Genomic DNA, 21,809 nt, shown 5'->3' on the forward strand with positions numbered 1-21,809 from the left:
CAGGGCGTCTGCAGGGTGTGACCTTCGAGGAGTACGTCAGCAGCCGGGGACCGGCGCTGGTCCGGCTCGCCCGGCTGCTGACCGGTGACGAGCACCGGGCCGAGGACCTCACCCAGGAGGTGCTGTCCCAGGCGTACGTGCAGTGGCGCAGGATCGTCCGCGCCGACCGGCCCGACGTGTACGTGCGTCGCATGCTTGTCAACGCCAACAACTCCTGGTGGCGCCGTCGATCGAGCCGTGAGCTGGTCGTCGAGTCCTTCGCCGAGCGGGCGCACCGTGGCGACCTCGGCGGCGAGGCGGCCGACCGCGACGAGATGTGGCGGCTGATCCTCGGCCTGCCCGACCGTCAGCGGGCGGTGCTGGTGCTGCGCTACTACGAGGACCTCGACGACCAGACCATCGCCCAGATCCTGGACTGCTCACCGGTCACCGTCCGCACCCACGCGATGCGGGCGCTCGCCAACCTCCGGGAGCGCTGCGGTGCCCCGGCCACGAACGGGAGCCGACCGTGACAGACCTCGACCAGCGGATCGACCAGACGCTGCGCGAGCGCGCCGAGGGCACTGTGGACACCGACCGGCTGCTGGCCGTCGCGGTGTCCCGTGGCCGGGCCCGGATCCGCCGCCGACGCACCACCGCCGCCTCGGTGCTGGGGGTGGTGGCCGTGCTCGGCGCGGGCGTGGCCCTCGGCCCGGTGAGTCTCTCCGGCTCCGGCCTGGACGTCGTCATTCCAGGGCTGGGCCCGCCGACTGACGCGGTGCAGGCCGTGACGCCGCCCCGGCTCGACGGCGTGCCGGGTGCGGCCGCCCGACCCGACCTGGTCGGCACGGACCCGAACGTGCTGCACTTCGGGTTCGCCCCGGACGGGCCCCGATATCTCTCCTGGTCGGTGCAGAGCGGCGTGGAGCTGGCGCGGCTCGACGTCGGCGGACGCACCGTCACCGTGGAGCTGGCCGCCTCCGCGGACGCCCTGCCCATGCGCGCCCAGGGGCTGCCGGCCCTGGTCCCGGAGCTGGTCAAGGACGGCGTCTACGACGGGTCGGTGTCGCACGCCGAGGGGCCCTACGGCGTGCTGGCGTGGCTGCGACACTGGCAACCCGCCCCCGGGGTGTACGCCCGGGCCAGCGGCAGCGGGCCGGACGAGCGGGACCTGTTCGACGTGGCCGCCGCGCTGCGGCTCGACCAGGCGCACCGTTGCGGTGGCCCGCTGCGGCTCACCACGCTGCCGGCGGGCACACGGCTCACGAGGTGCGAGGTGACCGTGGCACCGTTCCCGGCGGCGTTCGGCGTGCAGATGATGGTCTCCGGGAGCAACCCGGGCGCGATCCAGGTCGAGTTGCAGTACGCCATCGGCATCGCCGGGACCCGCACCGAGGGGAACCGGACTGTCGGCGGCAAACCGGCCCATATCGATACCCAGGTCGGAGAACTTGAGCTGCTCGGCTTTCCCAGGGCCCACCTGACCGCCAACTTCGGCTGGCCGGCACAGGGGTACGACGAGGAGGACGCGGCCACGGTGCTGGGCGGGGCGCAGGTCAGCGAGCCACTGGACGAGCCCGCGTCCTGGTGACCGGCCGGGCCGCCGCACCAGACGGACCGTACGCTTGGTGACTGTGAGCCCCCGTCGCAATCGCCCTCGCCGGGACGAGAACGCCAACCTGGACGCCGACCGGGTCCGGCAGGGTGTCGCCTCGGTGCAGCAGTGGTCCGACGGTGCCTGGCAGGTACGCGGGATCGGCGCCGGGGCGTCCGTCAAGACGTACCGCTGCCCCGGCTGTAACCAGGAGATCCCACCCGGAGTGGCGCACCTGGTGGCCTGGCCGGCCGACGGCCTGGGTGACCTGACCGACCGGCGGCACTGGCACAGTGGCTGCTGGCGAGCCCGGGACCGGCGCGGGCCGGCGGTGCAACGCGGCCGGGGCACCCCCCGCTACTGAGCGGCTCAGCCGGGGGCCTTCACGGCCACGGCCTGGCGGTCCGGCCGGGGTGTCGCACGGCGCGGCTTAGCGACCTGGATCACGCTGTTTGTGCCTGGGCGGGCGGCGGCGCTGACTTCGCGACAGACTTGAGCGGTGAGCACAGCGATTCGCGCGTCGTCGATCCTGCCCGGCCGCCGGGAGGACATCGAGCTGCACACCGCCGACGGTCTGCGGCTGGTCGGTGAGCTGGCCCTGCCGGCCGACCGGCCGCCGGTGGCCACCCTGGTCTGCCTGCATCCGCTGCCCACCCACGGCGGAATGATGGACAGCCACGTCTTCCGTAAGGCGGCCTGGCGGCTGCCCGCCCTCGCCGACCTGGCCGTGCTGCGGTTCAACACCCGGGGCACCAGCAGCCTGCGCGGCACCAGCGAGGGAGCGTTCGACGGCGCGGTGGGGGAGCGGTACGACGTGGCCGCCGCCATCGAGTACGCGGAGTTCGCCGAGCTGCCCAACATCTGGCTCGTCGGGTGGTCGTTCGGCACCGACCTGACCCTGAGGTACGGCTGCGACCCGGCGATCGCCGGGGCCATCCTGCTCTCCCCGCCGCTGCGCTTCTCGACACCTGCGGACCTGGCCACCTGGGCCACCTCGGGTCGGCCGCTGACGGCGCTGGTGCCGGAGTTCGACGACTACCTGCGTCCGGCCGAGGCGCGGGAGCGGTTCGCCGCGGTGCCGCAGGCCGAGGTGGTCGGTGTGCCGGGCGCCAAGCACCTCTGGGTGGGCGACGCGGAGACGGTGCTCGACGAGATCGTCCGGCGGGTCAACCCGGCCGTCGAGGTGCCGCTGCCGACGACCTGGGACGGCCCGATGGAGTCCGGCGACGTCAGCGCGTACGCCGACCGGACGGTGGCCTCGTTCGCCGACACGCCCGTCCCCGGCCCCGCCGCCGGCAAGGCCGACTGACGCTCAGCGGGTCTCCTGGCGGGGCAGCACCACCTCGCGCAGGATCAGTTGCAGCGCGGCCACCGTGGGGATGGCGATCAGCGCGCCCACCACGCCCAGCAGCGCCACCCCGAGCAGCGCGGCCAGCAGGGCGGCCACCTCGTTGACCTCCACCGAGCGCCGCATCACCTTCGGGTAGATCAGGTAGTTCTCCACCTGCTGGTAGATGAGGAAGAAAACCGCGCAGGCGATGCCGGCCCGCAGGTCGGTGGCGAAGCCCACCAGACTCACGATCACCGCGCCGAGGGTGGCGCCGATCTGCGGGATCAGGTCGGTCACCGCGACCACCACGGCGAGTGCGAACGGGTACGGCAGATCGACGATCAGCGCGAAGACGAAGGTGGTCGCGCCGGCCAGCACCGCGATGCTCAACGCGCCGACCATGTACGCCCCGACCTTGGCCAGGATCTCGTCGCCGATCAGCTGCACCCGCTCCCGCCGCGACCGAGGCACCAACGAGTAGCCCAGGGAGCGCAGCTTGTTGAAGTAGGCCAGGAAGTAGATCGTCAGCACCAGCACGGTCAGCGTCCGGAACACCGTGCCGAAGATCAGTTGAGCGCCGCCCAACACCCCGCCGAGCGCCCGGCCGACGGTGTCCGCGTTCGCCGCGCCCTGCACGCGCTCCACCACGTCGTACCGTTCCATCAGGTCATTGACCGTCGGACTGCGCCGCAACTCCGCGAGCAGGCTCGGGATCTGGTCGATGAACTGCCCCGACTGCGTCACGATCGGCGGGACCAGCGCCCACACGCCGCCGCAGAGCAGCAGCACCACGGTGAGCGCGACCGCCGCCACCGCCAGGCCGTGCGGCAGGCCCCAGCGGCGTAGCCGGACCACCGCCGGGTTGAGGCCGACCGCCAGGAAGAGCGCGATCACCACCAGCACCAGGATGCCGCCGGCATTGCGAATCCCCAGATAGAGGGTGTACGCCAACAGCACGCCCAGCCCACCGGTGAAGCCGATCAGGAAACTGTTGCGGCGCAGCGGGCGCCCCGGCGTGCCGAACCTGCCGGACGGGACCGCGGGTGCCTCATCCGGGTCGGTGCCCGGAGCGGGGACCGGTACCGGCGGTGGTGTCTCCGCCGAGGGCGGCGTCTCCGCTGGCAGGGGACCGGGAGTCAGGTCCGGGTTGTCGCCGGACGGGTCGTGCTGCGGCACCAGGGACCTCCCGGCTCAGAGGGTGGGACGGCGGGACGTGCGCCAGCGTGCACCGGTCAGCTCCATGGGGTCACAACTTCCTTCAGCAGTTCGGTCGACTGGCGGCGGGACAACGCACCGTTTCTGATCATCGCCCAGCGCGCCAGCAGCGTAGCCACCTCATGGTCGCCATCGACCATGAGGCCGTCAATCCGGTGCTCCATGTGCCCCACCCAACCACCGCCGCCACCTCGGGCCAGATCGAACGGTCCGGAAAGACTGACGTACAGGATCGGCCACCCCGCCGCGCGGACGCCGAACACCCCGCACCGACCCGCAGATCTTGGACAGTTTCCGTTACTGCCTAACGGGAACTGTCCAAGATCTGGTGGTGGGGTGACGTCCCGGCGGTGAAAGCTGTTCGGATGCTTCCCGCCGACGACGCCGACGCACTCGACTGGCTCGCCTTCGAGCAGGCCGGCGTGCTGACGACCGCGCAGGTCTCCAGCCTGCTCAGCGAGGGGACGGTGCGTGGGCGGATCCGCTCCGGCCGGTGGCGATCGATCTGTCGCGGGATTCTGCTGACTGGCAACGGTCGCCTGAACCGCGACCAGCAACTGTGGGTCGCGGTGCTCGCAGCCGGGCCAGGTGCGATGCTGGCCGGGGAAACCGCTGCCACCGAAGCCGGGGTACGAGGTCTGCGCCGTGAGCCACTGCACGTGCTGGTGCCAGCCGCCCGCCGTGCCGCGCGGACCTCGCTGCGTCGCCTCCCGATCGACATGCCCGCGGTGCTGGTGCATCGCACGTCGGTGCTGCCGGACTCGCACCGGCAACTCGCCCGTCCTCCGCGCACCACGACGGCCAGAGCTCTCGTCGACGCGGCGGGATGGGCGGTTGGTGCGGAGGAGGCGCAGCGGGTGCTGGCGGCCGGTTGTCAGCAGCGGCGGGTGCTGCCCGAGGAGTTGCAGGCGGTGCTCGACGTGCTCCCCCGAGCGCCCCGCCGGCACCTGATCCAACAGACCGTCGATGACATCGCCGGCGGTGCGCAGGCGCTCTCCGAGATCGACTTCCTGCGTCTCTGCCGCCGGCATCGGCTGCCCGTACCCGATCTTCAACAACATCGGGTCGACGCGGCGGGCCGCAACCGCTGGCTGGACGCGTACTGGCGGCAATGGCGGGTGCAGGTCGAGATCGACGGCGCGCACCACCTGGACGTCCGGCAATGGGCGGACGACATGCGTCGGCAGAACGACGTCTAGACCAGCGGCGACCGGATCCTGCGCTTTCCGGCCTGGCTGGTCCGGGCCCGCCCCGACGAGGTCGCCGACACCGTCCGACGGGCCCTCGTCGCAGCCGGCTGGGCCCCCACCCAACCCCAGCCTCACTCGACGCACACATAGATCTTGGACAGTTTCCGTTCCGCGAGAACGGAAACTGTCCAAGATCTCGATACTCGTGCGGGGAACGCGGCTGGCGGCGTACCCGTCAGTCCTTCTCGATGGTGACCTTGCTGGGCTTGGCGCTGCGCTCGTCGGTGGTCGGCTTGCTGGGTCGCTTGCCGTTCTCACCGGTGCTGGTGATCTTGGTCGGCTTGGCGCCCCGGCCGCCCTCGCCCGGAACGGCGGCCACGGTCGGCTCCCCGTCCACCCCGGCGCTGGCCGCGCCTCCGTCGACGGTGGTCACCGGCTCGGCCACCGGCCGGGTCGTGGACTGCCCCTCGGCTGCGGCGTTCACCGGCTGCCGGGTGTCGGCGGGCTCGGTCTTGCGGCCGTTGTCCGCACCCGATCCGGGCGACGTGCCGTCGTTGGCCGCACCCGACTCGGGCGACGTGCCCGCGTTGGCGGCACCCGACCCGGGCGACGTGCCGTCGTCGGTGGTCGCCGTGCCGGAGACGGTCGTGCCCTCGGCACCATTGTCGGCCGCGCTCCTGCTCACCCCATCGCCAGCGGTCGGGCCGTCGATCGGGCCGGCGACGCTCTGCAACCGCACCTCGGCCATCTGCCGCTGGAGCTCGTCGGACTCCTGTCGGGACTTCCAGGTCTCCTGCCGCAGGTCGGCGAGTTGCTGCTGGGCCTGGGCGATCTCCAACATCACCTGGGCCAACTGCTGCCGGCCCGCCGCCGACTCCTGCTGGGTGGCCGCCAGGTGCTGCTGGGTGGTGGCCAGGTGCTGCTGCGTCGTGGCCGCGTACTCCTCGAACTGCCGACGCGACGCCGCGACATGCTCGTCGGCCTTGCGGCGCTTGTCGCCGGCCTCGGTCTCGGCCCGGCTCAGCAGCTCGGCGGCCTCCGCCTCGGACCGCTGGCGGAGCGCCGCCGCGTCCTGCTCGGCGGCCTGGCGAACCCCGGCCGCGCCCTGCTCGATCTCGTTCTTACGGGTGGAGTACTCGGTCTCCAGCAGGTCCCGGCGGCTCGTGTACTCGGTTTCCAGCTCGTTCTTGCGGCTCGTGTACTCGGTTTCCAACTCGTCGCGGCGGGTGGTGAAACCCGCCTCCAGCTCCTGCTGACGGCTGGCGAACCCGGTCTCCAGCTCCTGCTGGCGGGACTCGTGCTGCCGGTCCAGCTCGTCGCGGCGCTTGGCGAACTCCTGCTCGGCAGTGGACCGTCGCTGCGCCAACTCCCGGTCGGCCGCCTCGCGACGCGAGTTGACCTCCTGCTCCACGCCGGCCCGCCACGCGCCCAGCTCCTGCTGGGTCTGCGCACGGGTCTGCTGCACGTACGCCTCGGTCTCCGCGCGCATCCGCTGCACGTACGCCTCGGTCTCGGCGCGGCTGCGCTTGGCCGCCTCGGAGGCCTGCGTGGTCAGCCGCTCCGCCTCCTGCTGCGCCTTGGCGCGGGTGGCCCGGCCCGCCATCGACGCGTCGTCGATGATCTGCTTGGCCTCCTGCTGCGCCTTGGCGTGCGTGGCCCGACCGGCCTCGGTCGCGGTGTCGGTGAGCCGCTTGGCCTCCTGGAGGGCCTTGGCGTGCACCTCCTTGGCGGCGTCGCGCAGGTCGCTGGCCTCCTGCCGGGCGTTGGCCAACGTCTCGCGGGCCGACTCGCGCAGCTTGGTCGACTCCTGCTGGGCCCGGGTGTGGATCTCCTTGGCGGTGTCCCGGAGTTGGGTGGCCTCCTGCTGTGCCTTCGCCAGCGCGTCCTGCGCCGCCTTGCGCAACTGCGCCGCCTCGTCCTTGGCGGACCGCAGGGTGGCCTCCGCCTCGGCCCGGCGGGCGGCGCTGTGCCGCTCCTCCTCCGAGCGCCGGGCGGCGAGGGCGATCTCGAAGTCCTTCAGTGCCCGCGCGGACTGCTCGCGGGCCTCCTCGATGATGTGCTCGGCCGCGGCACGACGGGCCTCGATCTCCACGTTCGCGTCGGCCACGATCTTCTCGGCCAGCTCCTCGGACTGCGTGACGATCGAGTCGACAAGCGGACCGAGATGCTTGAACGAGGCCCGGTCGACCACGTTCATCTGCTTGCGCACCTGGGTCAGGTCACGCTGGAGCACCTCGACCTGACCGGCGAGCTTGTGGATCTGTGTATACGCCTGTTCCCGTTCGGACGCGAGGGTCGCGATCTCGTGCTCGGCACGCGCGACATACCGATCAACCTGTTTCTTCTCGTACCCCCGCAGAGCGGACTCGAAGCTGGGCTCCGTCGTCACGTCCCCGCCGAGAGCGAACAGTTCCTCGCCGTGCGACATGCCCCCATCCTCACACGCAACAGGGCCTGCTGGGGCGATACGGACGCGCCTTGTGCGAGCTACTTCACTCCGTTGCGAGCACGGGATACCACGAACTGGGAAACGCATACGGCGCGAGGTTGCACCGGTTACCCGGTGTCACCTCGCGCCGTCGATGCCCCGACCTGACGCCGCGCGTCAGCCGGCGGTTTCCGCCGGCACCCGCTCCTGACCGCCCTCGGTCTTCTTGGCCTCCGGCTTGGCCGCCGGAGCAGCCGCCGCCGGCATCCCCGGCACGATGCCGGCGAGCCCGGAGAGCATCTGGCCCAGCTGCGAGGTGACCGCGTCCTTCTGCCGGGTGAGGTCCTCGACCTCGCGGCGGGCGGCCTGTGTGGTCAGCTCCGCCTCGGTGCGCGCCTCGGTGAGCAGGCGCTGCGACTCGGCCTTGGCCTCGTTGAGCGTCTTCTCGGAGTGCGCCTTGGCCTTGTCGATCGTCTCGGCGGCGTTGCGCTCCGACTCGACCCGGCGGGCCTCGGCGCGCTGCTCGATCTCCTTCGCGCGCTCCTGGGCGGCGCGGGCGCGCTGCTCGGCCTCGCTGACCATCTTCTGGGTCTGCGCGACCTGGGCGGCGTGCCGCTCGGACTCCTCGCGCTCCGCCTTCTCGCGTCGCTCGGCCAGCTGCAGCTCCAGGGCCTGGAGGTCCTTGTCGCGCTTGTCCCGCGCGTCGGTGAGCAGCTTGGTGGCCTCGGCGCGCTTCTCCTCGGCCTCGCGGGCGGCCTTGGCCCGCTGCTGGGTGATCTCCCGCTCGGCGGTGGCCCGGAGGGTGGCCACCTCCCGCTCGACTGTCGACTTCAGCTCGGCGACCTCGTGCGCGGTGACCGTACGCAGCTGCTTGGTCTCGCGGTCGGCGTCGGCGCGCAGCGTGTCAGCCTCGCGGCGGGCCTGCACCCGGACCTCGGCGGCCTCGCGCTCGGCGGCCGTGCGCAGGTTGCCCGCCTCGCGCTCGGCGCTGGCCTTCATGGCCGCGGCCTCGGCACGCGCCTTGTCGGTGATCTCGCGGGCCTCCAGGCGGGCGGCGGAGAGGATGCCCTCCGACTCGCGCTTGGCCTCGTTGCGGTGGTCGTTGGCCTGCTCCTCGGCGAGCCGGAGGATCTGCTCGACGCGGGTGCCGAGCCCGGAGAGAGTGGGCCGGCTGTTCTCTTCGAGCTGCTTGTTCGTGTCGGTGAGCTTCTGCTCCAGCGCACTCATGCGCTGTTCGGCTTGGCGGAGCCGACGCTGGGCGTCGTTCATCCGCTGCTCGGCCTCGGCACGGGCCTGCTCGGACTGGGTCAGCGCGGCGGTCATCCGGCCGAGGAAGTCATCGACCTGGTGAGTGTTGTAACCGCGCAGGCCGACGGTGAAGTCTGGCTGCGAGTTCGCGTTATCGAAGAACGCGAGAGGGGAGGACTGCTGCTGGGGCATTGGGACATACTGGCAGACGCCCCAGGGTGCTTCGCAAGAGCGGTGCGCAGCTTTCGTGGCCTCTTTACATGGTCAACTGCCACCATCGGCGGGGCGGGACCAATCGGCGATCTTGGCAGGTCCCGGGCGGGTCGGACGCCACGCAGCGTGACGTGAAAAAGGGCCCCGAGGCCCTTTGTTCGATCCGGGCGGGTTTTCCGCTAATGGGAGCGGAAGAACAATGTCCGATCACCGCAATGGTCATCGAGGGCTCACCCGTCCGGCCGGCGGCCGGGCTCAGAGCCCCGGAGGCCGGCGGTGCCGGGCAGTGCCCCCGCAGGCCCGGCACCGCCGCGCTCAGTGCCCCCGGAACCGGTTGATCGCGTCCTCGTGCCGGGCCCGCAACTCCCCGTCGCGTACGCCCAGCCCGTCGCTCGGTGCGAGGCAGCGCACGCCGACCTTGCCCTGGTGGGCGTTGCGGTGCACCTCGTACGCGGCCTGACCGGTCTGCTCCAGGGAGTAGGTGCGGGACACCGTCGGGTGCACCTTGCCGAGCGCGACCAGGCGGTTGGCCTGCCACGCCTCGTGGTAGTTGGCGAAGTGGCTGCCGACGATCCGCTTGAGGTGCATCCAGAGGTAGCGATTGTCGTACTGGTGCTGGAAACCGCTCGTGGAGGCGCAGGTGACGACGGTCCCACCGCGCCGGGCCACGTAGACGCTGGCGCCGAACGTCTCCCGACCCGGGTGTTCGAAGACGATGTCCGGGTCCTCGCCGGCGGTCAGCTCGCGGATCCGCTCGCCGAAACGCTTCCACTCGTCCGGGTCCTGGGTCACCTCGTCCTTCCAGAAGCGGAAACCCTCCGCCGCGCGGTCGATGACCAGGTCCGCGCCCATCCGGCGGCACAGCTCCGCCTTCTCCGGCGAGGAGACGACGCAGACCGGGATCGCTCCGCCGTTGAGTGCCAGCTGGGTGGCGTACCCGCCGAGGCCGCCGGACGCGCCCCAGATCAGCACCACGTCGCCCTGCTTCAGGTTGGCCCCGTGGTGCGAGACGAGCTGCCGGTACGCGGTGGAGTTGACCAGTCCCGGGCTGGCCGCCTCCTCCCAGCTCAGGTGACGCGGCTTGGGCATCAGCTGGTTGGCCTTGACCACGGTCAGCTCGGCGAGCCCGCCGAAGTTGGTCTCGAAGCCCCAGATCCGCTGCTGTGGGTCCAGCATGGTGTCGTCGTGCCCGGCGGCGTCCTCCAGCTCGACGGAGAGGCAGTGCGCCACCACCTCGTCGCCGGGTGCCCACCGGGTCACCCCGGGCCCGGTACGCAGCACCACGCCCGCCGCGTCCGAGCCGACCACGTGGTACGGCAGGTCGTGCCGACGGGTCAGCTCGGAGACCCGGCCGTAGCGCCGGAGGAACGTGAAGGTGGGCAGCGGCTCGAAGATGCTGGTCCACACCGTGTTGTAGTTGATCGCGCTCGCCATCACCGCGACCAACGCCTCGCCCGGTGCCAACTCCGGCGTCGGCACCTCCTGCACGTGCAGCGCCTTGCGCGGGTCCTTGTCCCGGGTGGGCATGCCGTCGAACATCCGGGCCTCCTCGGCGCGGACCACGACGCCTCGGTAACTCTCCGGTACGGGCAGCCCGGCGACGCCGGCGAGTTCGCGGTCCGGATCGTTCGACTCCTCCGCCGCCATGATCACATCGAGGATGTCCTGCACGGTGACCTCCGGTTCGTCCGCACCCGCCCGGGCCCGGGTGCTGCCATCGTCGGCGCCGGTGGGCACGACCGCCATGTCGGCATTCGACACATCCAACACCGGTCGTGCTCCGGTGGGGGCGGACGTTACTGAACGGTAGCTAGGCCGGGAAGTCCTCTGTGAAAAACTGCATCCGCCGATGCGTGAAGGTGCCCGGCCACCCCGCCAACCGCGCACTGACGTGCGCCGCGGCCCTCCCGAGTCGCGCGCCGCGCGGGGCGCGGAGGCGACAACTTCGGGGATGTTGCTGCCGCACGGGCGCTGGAGGCAGCGACATCCCCAAAGTTGTGCGGATCTTGCCGACGTCGCGTGGGCCGACGCCGACGCGGCGCCGGGGGTCAGTGGAGGGTGGGGGCGGGTTCGACGAGTTCGACGAGGACGCCGCCGGCGTCCTTGGGGTGGACGAAGTTGATCCGGCTGTCCGCGGTGCCGCGCCGCGGTGCGTCGTAGAGCAGCCGCATCCCACGCGCACGCAGCGCGGCGCAGGCCGCGTCGATGTCCACCACGGTGTACGCGACCTGCTGGACTCCCGGCCCGTTGCGGTCCAGGAACTTGGCGATCGTCGACTCCGGGGTGAGTGGGGCGAGCAGTTGCACGCAGCCGCCCTCGGTGGTCGGCCCGACGGCCAGCATCGCTTCCCGCACGCCCTGCTCGGCGTTGGTCTCGACGTGCACGCAGCGCATGCCGAACGTCCGCTGGTAGAAGTCGATCGCGGCGTCCAGGTCGGCCACGGCGATCCCGACGTGGTCAATCTTGCGAAGCCCGATGTCTGTGACGGAGTCGGCACCGGGCTCGGCGGAGGAGTTCTCAGTCATGGCGCTAGTCTGGCCGAACAATCGTTAAGGCGTACAGCACGGCACCCCCCTCGGAGGCAGGCATGGCTTCGGTGATCGTCAGCGGCGCGCGGACCCCGATGGGGCGGCTGCTGGGCAACCTCAAGGACCTCCCGGCCACGAAGCTCGGCGGGATCGCCATCAAGGCCGCGCTGGAGCGTGCCGGGGTCAGCCCCGACCAGGTCCAGTACGTGATCATGGGGCAGGTGCTGCAGGCCGGCACCGGCCAGATCCCGGCGCGGCAGGCCGCGGTCGAGGCCGGTGTGCCGATGTCCGTGCCGGCGCTGACCATCAACAAGGTCTGCCTCTCCGGTCTGGACGCGATCGCCCTGGCCGACCAGCTGATCCGGGCCGGCGAGTTCGACATCGTCGTGGCCGGCGGCATGGAGTCGATGACGAATGCCCCGCACCTGCTGATGGGCCAGCGCACCGGTTACAAGTACGGCGACGTGGTGGTCAAGGACCACATGGCGCACGACGGGCTCAGCGACGCGTGGGACTGCTGCTCGATGGGCGAGTCCACCGAGCGGCTCGGCACCAGGCTCGGCATCTCCCGCGAGGAGCAGGACGCCTTCGCCGCGGCCAGTCACCAGCGGGCCGCCGTGGCCCAGAAGAACGGCCACTTCGCCGAGGAGATCGCCCCGGTGGTGATCCCGCAGCGCAAGGGCGACCCGCTGGTGATCAGCGAGGACGAGGGCATCCGCCCGGACACCACAGTCGAGTCGCTGGCCAAGCTGCGCCCCGCCTTCGCCAAGGACGGCACCATCACCGCCGGCAGTTCGTCGCCGATCTCCGACGGTGCCGCGGCGGTGTTGGTGATGAGCAAGGCCAAGGCCACGGAGCTGGGGCTGACCTGGCTGGCCGAGATCGGCGCGCACGGCAACGTGGCGGGCCCGGACAACTCCCTGCACTCGCAGCCGTCGAACGCGATCAACCACGCGCTGAAGAAGGGTGGGCTGAGCGTCGCCGACCTGGACCTCATCGAGATCAACGAGGCGTTCGCGCAGGTCGGCGTGCAGTCCAGCCGGGACCTCGGCATCAGCTCGGACCGGGTCAACGTCAACGGCGGCGCCATCGCGCTGGGGCACCCGATCGGCATGTCCGGCGCGCGTCTCGTCCTCACCCTCGCCCTGGAGCTGAAGCGGCGCGGTGGCGGCACCGGCGCGGCGGCCCTCTGCGGTGGCGGTGGCCAGGGCGACGCGCTGATCATCCACGTGCCGGGGAATGCTGCGGTGGGCCAGTGAGCGCGAGGAGTGAGCCGGTTTTGCGAGCCCCGCAGTCGCGAACAAAGATGGTGCGGTGAGCGAGGCGGCCGCGTACGTCCCGTCCGGGGGCACCACGTCGGTGCGCCGCAGTCGGGACGTACCGATGCTTGTCGAGCGGGCCCGCGCGGGTGATCCTCGCGCGGTGGCCCGGCTGATCACCCTCGTGGAGAACGGCGACGCGCTGCTGCCGGAGATCGCCGCCGCGTTGGCGCCGTACGCCGGGCAGGCCCAGGTCGTCGGTCTGACCGGTTCGCCCGGGGTGGGCAAGTCGACCACCACGAACGAGTTGGTCCGCGCGCTGCGGGCGCAGGGGCATCGGGTCGGCGTGTTGGCGGTGGACCCGTCCAGTCCGTTCACCGGTGGAGCGATCCTCGGCGACCGGGTGCGGATGCAGGACCATGCCACTGATCCGGGCGTCTACATCCGGTCCATGTCCAGCCGGGGTCACCTCGGCGGGTTGGCCGCGGCGACGCCGCAGGCGGTCCGGGTGCTGGAGGGCGCCGGCTGCGACGTGGTGCTGGTGGAGACCGTGGGCGTCGGGCAGGCCGAGGTGGAGGTCGCCTCACTGGCCGACACCACGCTGGTGTTGCTCGCCCCCGGCATGGGTGACGCGATCCAGGCGGTCAAGGCCGGCATCCTGGAGATCGCCGACGTGTTCGTGGTCAACAAGGCCGACCGGGACGGCGTCGACGCCACCGTCCGTGACATCCAGGGCATGATCGCCCTCGGCGAGCGTGGCCCGGGGCAGTGGCGGCCGCAGGTGGTCCGCGCGGTCGCCGCGCGCGGCGAGGGCATCGACGAGATCGCGGCGGCGATCGACAAGCACCGGGGCTGGCTGGTCGAGCACGGCGAGCTGCGCCGCCGCCAGGAGGCGCGGGCCGCCGCCGAGGTCGAGGCGATCGCGCTCGGCACCCTGCGCGCCCGGATCGGCTCCCTGCGCGACGGTACGGAGCTGAGCACGCTCGCCACCAGGGTCGCCGAGGGTGCGATCGACCCGTACACGGCGGCGGACGAGTTGCTCGCCCAGCTCGCCCGCTGACCTGGCGACGCGGCGGGGCCGACGCCGACGATCGGCGGTGGCCCTGTGTGGTACCCGAAGTGGCCCTCGTCGATGCCGCTCCGGCCGTCCTCGATTACGTACCGATCTGCGCAGCAAGACGGACCTCACCCGCGGAGGGCAGGAATCCGCTGTGGACCGCCCAGTCGTCGGCCTGAACGGCCCGCGGACCGCCAGCGTGCGACCCGTGCCGGTAGGCCGTGGCGGCACTGCGCTTCGGTTGCCCGGAAGCGAAAGCGGCTCCGTTTTTAGTAGGCTCGCGGCGCGTGGCCACCGCACGGCCGGCCACGCGAGTGGGCTGACGAATCGGTCGGTCCACAACGCACCGGGACCAGGGGAGATGTGATCATGACGGACGCGGTGGAGAACGCCGGCGCAGCGCAGCCCGCGACGGGCGCGACCCGGGGTGTCACGTCGGTTTCCGACGAGGTCGTGGAGAAGATCGCCGGGGCTGCCGCTCGTTCGGTGCCCGGTGTCGCCGATCTTGGTGGTGACGTGGCCCGGTTCTTCAACAGCGTGCTGGACAAGGTCGGCCTGGACGAGGTGGGCGACGCTCGCCGGGGTGTCTCGGCCGACGTGAAGGGCAGTTCGGCAGTCATCAACGTGGTCCTGGTGATCGACGCCGGTCACGTCGTGGCCGACGTGACCGAGGCGGTGCGGGCCACGGTGATCGAGGCGGTGGAGAAGTACGGTCTGACGGTCACCCAGGTCAACGTCACGGTGGACGACATCGAGCTGAACCAGCCGGGAGTGGCAGCCGGAGCCTGAGGCGTCGGTGCGGCGGCCGTCGGGGCGGGCGAGGTCACGGCCGCTGTCCGCCGCTGTCGAGAAAGCGCAGCACCGCGATCACGCGCCGGTTGTCGCCGCTCGTCACCGGCAGTTGCAGTTTGCTGAAGATGCTGTTGATGTGCTTCTCGACGGACCGTTCCGTGATCACCAACTCCGCCGCGATGCCGGCGTTCGACCTGCCCTCGGCCATCAGGTGGAGCACCTCCAACTCGCGGGGGGCGAGCCTGCGCAGCGGGGTGTCCCGGCGGGTACGGGAGAGGATCTGGCGGACGACCTCGGGGTCGAAGACGGTGCCGCCGGCACCCACCCGGGTCAGCGCGTCGAGGAACTCGCCGACCTCGCCGACCCGGTCCTTCAGCAGGTAGCCGACTCCGTGCAGGTCGCCGCCGAGCAGGTCGGCGGCGTAGCGCTCCTCGACGTACTGGGAGAGCACCAGCACCGCGGTGTCGGGCTGCTGACGCCGGATGACGAGCGCGGCGCGGAGCCCCTCGTCGGTGTGGGTGGGCGGCATGCGCACGTCGAGGAGGGCGAGGTCGGGGCGGTGCTCGGCAACGGCCCGGAGTAGTTGCTCCGCGTCGGCGACCGCCTCGACGACCTCATGTCCGTTGCTCGTGAGCAGCAGGGTGAGGCCCTGGCGCAGCAGCGCCGCGTCCTCGGCGATCACCACCCGCATGGCAGCTCCATGGTGAGCACCGTCGGCCCGCCGGCTGGGCTGTGTACGGTCAGGTCGCCGTCGATGCCGTGGGCACGCTCGGCGAGCCCGGCCAGCCCCGAACCGCCCGAAATGTCGGCACCGCCGACGCCGTCGTCGGTCACCCGGACCAGCAGCGCGTCACGACGTGCCGCCAGGTGGATCTGAGCCCGAGTGGCCTGGGCGTGCTTGGCCGTGTTGGACAGCGCCTCGGCCACCATGAAGTAGGCGATGGACTCGATGAGTCGCGGCGGCCGACGGTCGAGGCGTACGTCGATCGTGACCGGCACCGGCGACCGGGCGGCCAGGGCGGACAGCGCGGCGTCCAGGCCCCGGTCGGCGAGCACCGGCGGGTGCAGCCCGCGGGTGAGGTCGCGCAGCTCGACGATTGCCTGCTTGGCCTCCTGATGGGCGGTGGCGAGCAGCGGCGCGGCGCGGACCGGGTCGTCGGCGAACTGGTGGCGGACCATGCCGAGGGTCAGCACCAGGTGGATGAGGCGCTGCTGGGCGCCGTCGTGCAGGTCGCGCTCGATGCGCCGGCGTTCGGCCTCGGCGGCCCGGACGACCTCGGCGCGGCGCTGCTCGACCTCCCGCACCCGGGCCCGGAGCTGACGGGTCGACGCCCAGCCGAGCAGGGTCCTCGCGAGCGAGACGTGCACCAGGGCGAGCGCCCGGACCACCGTCGGGGCGGCGATCAGCAGGGCCACCCCGCCGGTGACCAGTAGCGCCGCGGTGACCGGTCGAAGCGGCCCGTGCAGGAGGGCGTGGCCGGTGCTGTCGCGGGGTAGCGGGGTGTCGGCGAACGGCCAGGCCGGCGGATGGGTGGCGGCGATCAGCAGCCAGGCCCCGCCGCCCCAGGCGATCAGGGTCACTAGGGCCGTGCTGAGGGCCAGCGGCAGGCGGAGCAGGTGGTACGCCACGGCCCTCCACAGGGTCGAGTCGAGCACGAGGTGGCCGGCCCGCTGCGCCCAACCGGTCCCGGCGGGTGCGCGCAACGCCATCGGGATCCGTTCGCCGAGCACCAGGTGGCACCACCGCGCTTCGAGGCGGGCACAGCAGCGCAGCGCGGTCCCGTAGCCGAGGAAGGTCGGCACGCCGAGCAGCAGGACGGGCAGGAGTGCCGCGGAGAGCACGAGCCCGATGGCGCTGAGCGCGGTCATCAGCACCGCCCACGGGGTCACCACCAGCAGGTGCAGGGTTCGCCGCCAGGTGTCGGTGGAGACCAGCGCCCTCGCCTCCCGGCCCAGCCGTGATCGCCACGCCGTGGCCTGCTCGATCATCACTCTCCCGGGTCGTTGCTGCTCAGTGGGCCAGCGTATGGCGAGCTGGGCGCTCCGGACAGGAGGGCAACCTGCCAGTGCGCGGGGGTGCTACCACCACCTCGATCTCGCATGGTGGCCCGGCAGTCAGGACAGGCCCTTCTCGACAGGCTTGTTCGGTGCCAACCTGCCCATTCCTCCCGGACGGAGATCACATGAAGCAGTCAGCGACATTCCCGGAGTCGGGGCGGCGGGTTCCCCGTCTGCTCGTCGCGGCATATTCGGGCACCGCCGTGGCAGTGGTGTTGATGCTGCTGAGTCTGGTCGTCGAGTTGCTCGACGGTGCTCCGGCCCACCGGGTCTTCTGGCCGGTGGAGCTGGGCTCGATGCTGTTGTTCCTCGCCACCATGACCCGGCAGGGGAGGCAGTGGGGTCGGGTCACCCTGACCGCGCTCGTCGCGAACACGGTGGTGTTCAGGCTGCCTGGCATGGTCGCCAACCCGGGGGACCGGCAGCCACTGGCCATGGCGTTCGACTGGATGAGCCTGGGCGCTATGGTGGCCGCGGTGGTCCTGATTTTCCTGCCGGCGGCCAACCGGCACCTGCGGGCGACCCGCGAGCAGCAACGGCTCATCTCGCCCCGGGTCCGCAAGGCGCTGCTGGCGACGCACATCGCGAGCGCGGTCGGCTGGTTCGGAGTGATCACCGTGATGGCGACCATGGCCATCGCCGCTGCCGGTGCGCACGACCTCGGCTATCTGCGCTCGGCGTACACCATGATGTTGCTTGTCGACGAGACGTTTCTCGGCCCGGCTCACCAACTCGCCCTGCTGACCGGGGTGGCACTTGCGGCGGGCACGCCGTGGGGGCTCTGGCGGCGTCGGTGGGTCGCGACGAAGCTGGTACTGATGCTGGGGATCATGCTGGTCGGCAGTGCGGTCCTCCAGGACCTGGCGCTGCGCGCGCACGAGCTGGTCGAGGCGGGCCGGCCGGTGGCCGAGATCCGGGCCGAGGCCGGGCTGCCGTTGGCGCTGCTGACGCCGCTGGGTCCGGCGGTCGGACTGGTCGCGACGCTGCTGTCGGTCTACAAACCGGGCGGCCCGACCCGATACGGCCGCCGCCGTGGCGCGCAGCGCCCCCGGCCGGTCCGGAAACCGGCGGGTGTGGTCGCCGTTGTCCGCGACATCCGGTCGGTCGCCCACGACGTGGTCGAGGTGACGCTGGTCGGCGAGCTGGGCCAGGCGCTGCCTGGGTGGGAGCCGGGGGCGCACATCGACCTCAAGCTGCCCTCCGGTGTGGTCCGCCAGTATTCGCTCTGCGGCGATCCGGCGGATCGGAGCAGGTACCGGATCGCGGTACGGCGGGATCCGGCCGGTCGGGGTGGCTCGGCCGAGGCGCACCGGCTCCGACCCGGGCAGCGGGTCGTCGTCGGTGGCCCGCGGAACCACTTTCCCCTGGTGCCGGCGTCGGCGTACCTCTTCGTCGCCGGCGGGATCGGGATCACCCCGATCCTGCCGATGGTACGAAGGGTGCGAGCCGAGGGCCGCCCGTGGCGGCTGCTCTACGTGGGACGCTCGACCGGGCGGATGGCCTTCCGGGACGAGGTGTCCGCGCTCGGCGCCGAGCGGGTGCAGATCGTGGCCACGGACACCGACGGCAGGCCCGACCTGCCCCGACTGCTGGGCGTGGCATCCGCCGACACGGCCGTCTACTGCTGCGGTCCGGCCGAGCTGACCGCCGCGGTCGAGCGGCTCACCCCGCCCGCTCGGCGGCACGTCGAACGGTTCACCGCCACGTCTCGTGCCGACGCCGACAACCAGCCCTTCGAAGCCGAACTGGCCCGCACCGGGCAGCTGCTCCAGGTGCCGGCGAGCCGCAGCCTGCTCGACCTGATCCGCGAGGTCGTACCCGAGGTTCCCGCCTCGTGCGAGAACGGGCTGTGCGGCAGTTGCGGTGTCGTCGTCGTCGACGGGCAGCCCGAGCACCGCGACGACATCCCGGCGGCGCGGCGCAGGGATGGCCGGGACGTCGTCTACCCGTGTGTCTCCCGGTCGCGCACCCCGCGGCTGGTGCTGGACCTCTGACGCCATCCGCCAGCTCACGTTACCGGCCGGTACGACGGGACTTAGCGATCGTTCAGGTGAGGGTCCTACACTCGACGTGCAGTCGAGGACCCGAGGAGGAGCCCTGCTCATGGACGCCGACGAGATCGACGCCGGACGGGCGCGCTGGCAGGCCCGGTACGACGCCGCGCGCAAGCGCGACGCGGACTTCACCACGCTCTCCGGGATGCCGGTGGAGCCGGTCTACGGGCCGCCCGAGGGCAGCGCGTATCCGGGCTTCGAGCGGATCGGCTGGCCGGGCGAGTACCCGTACACCCGGGGTTTGTATCCGACCGGATACCGGGGGCGGACCTGGACGATCCGGCAGTTCGCCGGCTTCGGTAACGCCCAGCAGACCAACGAGCGTTACAAGATGATCCTCGGCGCCGGCGGTGGCGGCCTCTCGGTCGCGTTCGACATGCCGACGCTGATGGGCCGCGACTCCGACGACCCGCAGGCGCTCGGCGAGGTCGGCCACTGTGGCGTCGCCATCGACACCGCCACCGACATGCAGGCGCTCTTCGACGGCATCGACCTGGCCGACGTCACCACCTCGATGACCATCTCCGGCCCGGCCGTGCCGGTGTTCTGCATGTACCTCGTCGCCGCCGAACGGCAGGGCGCCGACCTGTCCAAGCTGGACGGCACGCTGCAGACCGACATCTTCAAGGAGTACATCGCGCAGAAGGAGTGGCTCTTCGACCCGGAGCCGCACCTGCGCCTGATCGGCGACCTGATGGAATACTGCGCGGCCGAGATCCCGCGTTACAAGCCGCTGTCGGTCTCCGGCTACCACATCCGCGAGGCCGGCTCGACCGCCGCGCAGGAGTTGGCGTACACCCTGGCCGACGGCTTCGGGTACGTGGAGCTGGGCCTCTCGCGCGGGCTGGACGTGAACGTCTTCGCGCCGGGGCTGAGCTTCTTCTTCGACTCGCACCTGGACTTCTTCGAGGAGATCGCCAAGTTCCGCGCCGCCCGCCGGATCTGGGCCCGCTGGCTGCGCGACGTCTACGGCGCCACCAGCGAGAAAGCCCTCTGGCTGCGGTTCCACACGCAGACCGCCGGGGTGTCGCTGACCGCGCAGCAGCCGGTCAACAACGTGGTACGCACCGCCGTCGAGGCTCTCGCCGCGGTGCTCGGCGGCACGAACTCGCTGCACACCAACGCACTGGACGAGACCCTGGCACTGCCCACCGACGAGTCCGCCGAGATCGCCCTGCGTACGCAGCAGGTGCTGATGGAGGAGACCGGCGTGGTCAACGTGGCCGACCCGCTCGGCGGCTCCTGGTACGTCGAGGCGCTGACCGACAAGATCGAGGCCGAGGCGGAGGAGATCTTCGCCCGGATCCGGCAGCTCGGTGGGGACGGGCCACACCAGATCGGCCCGATGACCTCAGGCATCCTGCGCGGCATCGAGGACGGCTGGTTCACCGGGCACATCGCCGAGTCGGCCTTCGTCTACCAGCAGGCCCTGGAGAAGGGCGACAAGAAGATCGTCGGGGTCAACTGCCACACCGGTACGGTCGCCAAGGAACTGGAGATCCTGCGCATCTCGCACGAGGTGGAGCTGGAGCAGCGCCGGGTGCTCGCCGAGCGCAAGGGCGCGAGGGACGAGTCGGCGGTCCGCGCGGCGGTGGCCCGGATGGTCGACGCCAGCCGCACCGACGAGAACATGATCCCCGCGATGCTCGACGCCGTCCGCGCCGAGGCGACTCTCGGCGAGATCTGCGACGCCCTACGCGCCGAGTGGGGCACCCACCGCGAACCCGCCCGCTTCTGACCCCCCACCCCCGCTCCCACGGCTCCCGCGAGGGTGGGCGTGGGGTGCGGGGCGGGGGTGCGGGCGGGGTGGTCGGGGCAGGGTGAGAGTTGCAACGTCGGGGTTGTGGGTGACCTGAGATCGGGGGCTCACGTGCGAGACTAGGTAACCATGAGCGACCCACGGATCACCTCGTCGATCTTCACCCGCGGCGCGGTCGACCTCAGCACGCTGCGTGGCCCCGCACCAGCAAGTACGCGCCCCGGCACGCCCCCACAGGGCGGCCCGTCCAACGGCACCCCCGGCGCGCCCGCCGCCGCCGGCGGTAGCACCGCCATCGTCGACGTCACCGAGGCGACAATCCAGTCCGAGGTGCTCGAACGGTCGATGGCCGTGCCCGTCGTCGTGTTCTTCGGCGCGGCCGGCTTCCCGGAGAGCGACGAGTTCGCCCCGGTCCTGGAGCAACTCAACGCCGAGGGCGGCGGCACCTGGGTGCTGGCACGAGTCGACGTGCAGGAAAACCCGCGCATCGCCCAGATGTTCCGGGTCCAGGGCATCCCCATGGTCTACGCGGTCGTCGGCGGCCAGCCAGTCGACGCCTTCTCCGGGGTGGTGCCCGAGGCGCAACTGCGGCAGTGGATCCAGGCCGTGCTCAAGGCCGGCGGCGTGACCGTGGCCGAGCCGGAGGACCCCCGCCTCGACGAGGCGGACGACGCCCTGATGAGCGGCGATCTGGACGCCGCCGAGCAGGCGTACCGGAAGATTCTGGCCGACGCCCCGGCGGACGCCGCGGCCACGGCGGGGCTGGCCCAGGTCGGCGTGGCCCGCCGGGTCGCCGGCGCGGACCCGGCCGCCGCGCTGGCCGCCGCCGAGAACGCCCCCGACGACGTGGCCGCCCAACTGCTGGCCGCCGACATCGAGGTGCTCAGCGGCCTGGCCGAGCAGGCGTACGCCCGGCTCGTCGGTCTGGTCCGGCGCACCGCCGGTGAGGACCGGGAGACCGCCCGCCAGCACCTGGTCTCGCTGTTCTCCATCGCCGGCCCGGACGATCCGGCCGTCGCCTCGGCACGCCGGGCACTGGCCAGCGCCCTGTTCTGAGTTCGTAGCACGCCAGCGCGGGCCGGCGTTCCGGCCGGCCCGCCCGACC

At 71.8% G+C, this 21,809-nt stretch carries 19 protein-coding genes; 11 read left to right on the plus strand and 8 right to left on the minus strand.

The features are described 5' to 3' along the window. Nucleotides 1-17: 17 nt before the first annotated feature. The 4 genes from AB0B14_RS26480 (at nt 18) to AB0B14_RS26495 (ending at nt 2,882) form a co-directional block, all read left to right on the plus strand. Nucleotides 18-512, plus strand: a complete 495-nt coding sequence (locus AB0B14_RS26480; protein ID WP_357066923.1) for a SigE family RNA polymerase sigma factor — start codon at nt 18-20, stop codon at nt 510-512. Continuing rightward, on the plus strand, nt 509-1,570 hold the full coding sequence (locus AB0B14_RS26485; protein WP_357524749.1) for a hypothetical protein: 1,062 nt from the start codon (nt 509-511) through the stop codon (nt 1,568-1,570). The genes AB0B14_RS26480 and AB0B14_RS26485 overlap by 4 nt, the downstream gene beginning before the upstream one ends. A 37-nt stretch (nt 1,571-1,607) precedes the next feature. Then, nucleotides 1,608-1,937 (plus strand): hypothetical protein, encoded by a 330-nt coding sequence (locus tag AB0B14_RS26490; RefSeq protein WP_357066927.1) that lies wholly within the window; start codon nt 1,608-1,610, stop codon nt 1,935-1,937. A 135-nt stretch (nt 1,938-2,072) separates the two neighbouring features. Beyond that, on the plus strand, nt 2,073-2,882 hold the full coding sequence (locus tag AB0B14_RS26495) for an alpha/beta hydrolase (RefSeq protein WP_357066929.1): 810 nt from the start codon (nt 2,073-2,075) through the stop codon (nt 2,880-2,882). A gap of 3 nt (nt 2,883-2,885) precedes the next feature. On the opposite strand, the gene AB0B14_RS26500 is transcribed toward AB0B14_RS26495, so the two are convergent. Both AB0B14_RS26500 and AB0B14_RS26505 read right to left on the minus strand, forming a co-directional pair. Then, on the minus strand, nt 2,886-4,079 hold the full coding sequence (locus AB0B14_RS26500; RefSeq protein ID WP_357066931.1) for an AI-2E family transporter: 1,194 nt from the start codon (nt 4,077-4,079) through the stop codon (nt 2,886-2,888). A gap of 56 nt (nt 4,080-4,135) precedes the next feature. Continuing rightward, a complete protein-coding gene (locus tag AB0B14_RS26505) occupies nt 4,136-4,381 on the minus strand; it encodes a Scr1 family TA system antitoxin-like transcriptional regulator (RefSeq protein WP_357524751.1) in 246 nt (81 codons plus the stop codon). A gap of 102 nt (nt 4,382-4,483) precedes the next feature. On the opposite strand from AB0B14_RS26505, the gene AB0B14_RS26510 reads away from it, so the two are divergent. Then, nucleotides 4,484-5,317 (plus strand): hypothetical protein, encoded by an 834-nt coding sequence (locus tag AB0B14_RS26510; protein ID WP_357524753.1) that lies wholly within the window; start codon nt 4,484-4,486, stop codon nt 5,315-5,317. A 226-nt stretch (nt 5,318-5,543) separates the two neighbouring features. Here AB0B14_RS26510 and AB0B14_RS26515 read toward each other — a convergent pair whose 3' ends face one another. From AB0B14_RS26515 to mce, 4 genes are all read right to left on the minus strand, one after another. Next, nucleotides 5,544-7,736 (minus strand): hypothetical protein, encoded by a 2,193-nt coding sequence (locus tag AB0B14_RS26515; RefSeq protein WP_357524754.1) that lies wholly within the window; start codon nt 7,734-7,736, stop codon nt 5,544-5,546. Between the two features lie 177 nt (nt 7,737-7,913). Then, on the minus strand, nt 7,914-9,176 hold the full coding sequence (locus AB0B14_RS26520; RefSeq protein WP_357066939.1) for a DivIVA domain-containing protein: 1,263 nt from the start codon (nt 9,174-9,176) through the stop codon (nt 7,914-7,916). 336 nt (nt 9,177-9,512) lie between these two features. Further along, nucleotides 9,513-10,868 carry a crotonyl-CoA carboxylase/reductase gene (ccrA, locus tag AB0B14_RS26525; RefSeq protein ID WP_357524800.1) on the minus strand — a complete coding sequence of 452 codons (1,356 nt, stop codon included), beginning with the start codon at nt 10,866-10,868 and terminating at the stop codon, nt 9,513-9,515. 377 nt (nt 10,869-11,245) lie between these two features. After that, nucleotides 11,246-11,722 (minus strand): methylmalonyl-CoA epimerase, encoded by a 477-nt coding sequence (gene mce / locus AB0B14_RS26530; protein ID WP_357066941.1) that lies wholly within the window; start codon nt 11,720-11,722, stop codon nt 11,246-11,248. A 62-nt stretch (nt 11,723-11,784) separates the two neighbouring features. On the opposite strand from mce, the gene AB0B14_RS26535 reads away from it, so the two are divergent. The 3 genes from AB0B14_RS26535 (at nt 11,785) to AB0B14_RS26545 (ending at nt 14,830) form a co-directional block, all read left to right on the plus strand. Then, the gene (locus AB0B14_RS26535) at nt 11,785-12,984 is read left to right on the plus strand and encodes an acetyl-CoA C-acetyltransferase (protein WP_357066943.1); all 1,200 of its coding nucleotides are present in this window, start codon (nt 11,785-11,787) and stop codon (nt 12,982-12,984) included. Between the two features lie 124 nt (nt 12,985-13,108). Beyond that, nucleotides 13,109-14,044 (plus strand): methylmalonyl Co-A mutase-associated GTPase MeaB, encoded by a 936-nt coding sequence (gene meaB / locus AB0B14_RS26540; RefSeq protein WP_357067222.1) that lies wholly within the window; start codon nt 13,109-13,111, stop codon nt 14,042-14,044. A gap of 366 nt (nt 14,045-14,410) precedes the next feature. After that, complete coding sequence (locus tag AB0B14_RS26545) at nt 14,411-14,830, plus strand: Asp23/Gls24 family envelope stress response protein (RefSeq protein ID WP_357066945.1); 420 nt, start codon at nt 14,411-14,413, stop codon at nt 14,828-14,830. Nucleotides 14,831-14,864: 34 nt separating this feature from the next. On the opposite strand, the gene AB0B14_RS26550 is transcribed toward AB0B14_RS26545, so the two are convergent. Together AB0B14_RS26550 and AB0B14_RS26555 are read right to left on the minus strand one after the other, a co-directional pair. Further along, nucleotides 14,865-15,524 (minus strand): response regulator transcription factor, encoded by a 660-nt coding sequence (locus AB0B14_RS26550; protein ID WP_357066947.1) that lies wholly within the window; start codon nt 15,522-15,524, stop codon nt 14,865-14,867. Beyond that, entirely contained in the window at nt 15,512-16,822 is a 1,311-nt protein-coding gene (locus AB0B14_RS26555; protein WP_357066949.1) for a sensor domain-containing protein, read from the minus strand. The genes AB0B14_RS26550 and AB0B14_RS26555 overlap by 13 nt, the downstream gene beginning before the upstream one ends. A 194-nt stretch (nt 16,823-17,016) precedes the next feature. Between AB0B14_RS26555 and AB0B14_RS26560 the strand changes: the two genes are divergently transcribed. The 3 genes from AB0B14_RS26560 to AB0B14_RS26570 all read left to right on the plus strand — a co-directional run bounded on the left by AB0B14_RS26560 (nt 17,017) and on the right by AB0B14_RS26570 (nt 21,760). Continuing rightward, nucleotides 17,017-18,885 carry a PDR/VanB family oxidoreductase gene (locus tag AB0B14_RS26560; protein ID WP_357524756.1) on the plus strand — a complete coding sequence of 623 codons (1,869 nt, stop codon included), beginning with the start codon at nt 17,017-17,019 and terminating at the stop codon, nt 18,883-18,885. Nucleotides 18,886-18,994: 109 nt separating this feature from the next. After that, complete coding sequence (locus AB0B14_RS26565) at nt 18,995-20,683, plus strand: methylmalonyl-CoA mutase family protein (RefSeq protein ID WP_357066953.1); 1,689 nt, start codon at nt 18,995-18,997, stop codon at nt 20,681-20,683. Nucleotides 20,684-20,833: 150 nt separating this feature from the next. Beyond that, nucleotides 20,834-21,760 (plus strand): tetratricopeptide repeat protein, encoded by a 927-nt coding sequence (locus tag AB0B14_RS26570; protein ID WP_357066955.1) that lies wholly within the window; start codon nt 20,834-20,836, stop codon nt 21,758-21,760. Nucleotides 21,761-21,809 lie beyond the last annotated feature (49 nt).

Origin of the sequence: Micromonospora sp. NPDC049171, from assembly GCF_040648275.1 — a bacterium.
Lineage (GTDB): Bacteria > Actinomycetota > Actinomycetes > Mycobacteriales > Micromonosporaceae > Micromonospora.

Excerpts from the sequence above, each read along its gene's own strand:
- meaB (WP_357067222.1), top strand. The coding sequence starts at position 13,109 with ATGCTTGTCGAGCGGGCCCGCGCGGGTGATCCTCGCGCGGTGGCCCGG.
- AB0B14_RS26555 (WP_357066949.1), bottom strand. The coding sequence starts at position 16,822 with ATGATCGAGCAGGCCACGGCGTGGCGATCACGGCTGGGCCGGGAGGCG.
- AB0B14_RS26520 (WP_357066939.1), bottom strand. The coding sequence starts at position 9,176 with ATGCCCCAGCAGCAGTCCTCCCCTCTCGCGTTCTTCGATAACGCGAAC.
- AB0B14_RS26545 (WP_357066945.1), top strand. The coding sequence starts at position 14,411 with ATGACGGACGCGGTGGAGAACGCCGGCGCAGCGCAGCCCGCGACGGGC.
- AB0B14_RS26535 (WP_357066943.1), top strand. The coding sequence starts at position 11,785 with ATGGCTTCGGTGATCGTCAGCGGCGCGCGGACCCCGATGGGGCGGCTG.
- AB0B14_RS26565 (WP_357066953.1), top strand. The coding sequence starts at position 18,995 with ATGGACGCCGACGAGATCGACGCCGGACGGGCGCGCTGGCAGGCCCGG.
- AB0B14_RS26550 (WP_357066947.1), bottom strand. The coding sequence starts at position 15,524 with ATGCGGGTGGTGATCGCCGAGGACGCGGCGCTGCTGCGCCAGGGCCTC.
- mce (WP_357066941.1), bottom strand. The coding sequence starts at position 11,722 with ATGACTGAGAACTCCTCCGCCGAGCCCGGTGCCGACTCCGTCACAGAC.
- AB0B14_RS26510 (WP_357524753.1), top strand. The coding sequence starts at position 4,484 with ATGCTTCCCGCCGACGACGCCGACGCACTCGACTGGCTCGCCTTCGAG.
- AB0B14_RS26515 (WP_357524754.1), bottom strand. The coding sequence starts at position 7,736 with ATGTCGCACGGCGAGGAACTGTTCGCTCTCGGCGGGGACGTGACGACG.
- AB0B14_RS26560 (WP_357524756.1), top strand. The coding sequence starts at position 17,017 with ATGAAGCAGTCAGCGACATTCCCGGAGTCGGGGCGGCGGGTTCCCCGT.
- AB0B14_RS26570 (WP_357066955.1), top strand. The coding sequence starts at position 20,834 with ATGAGCGACCCACGGATCACCTCGTCGATCTTCACCCGCGGCGCGGTC.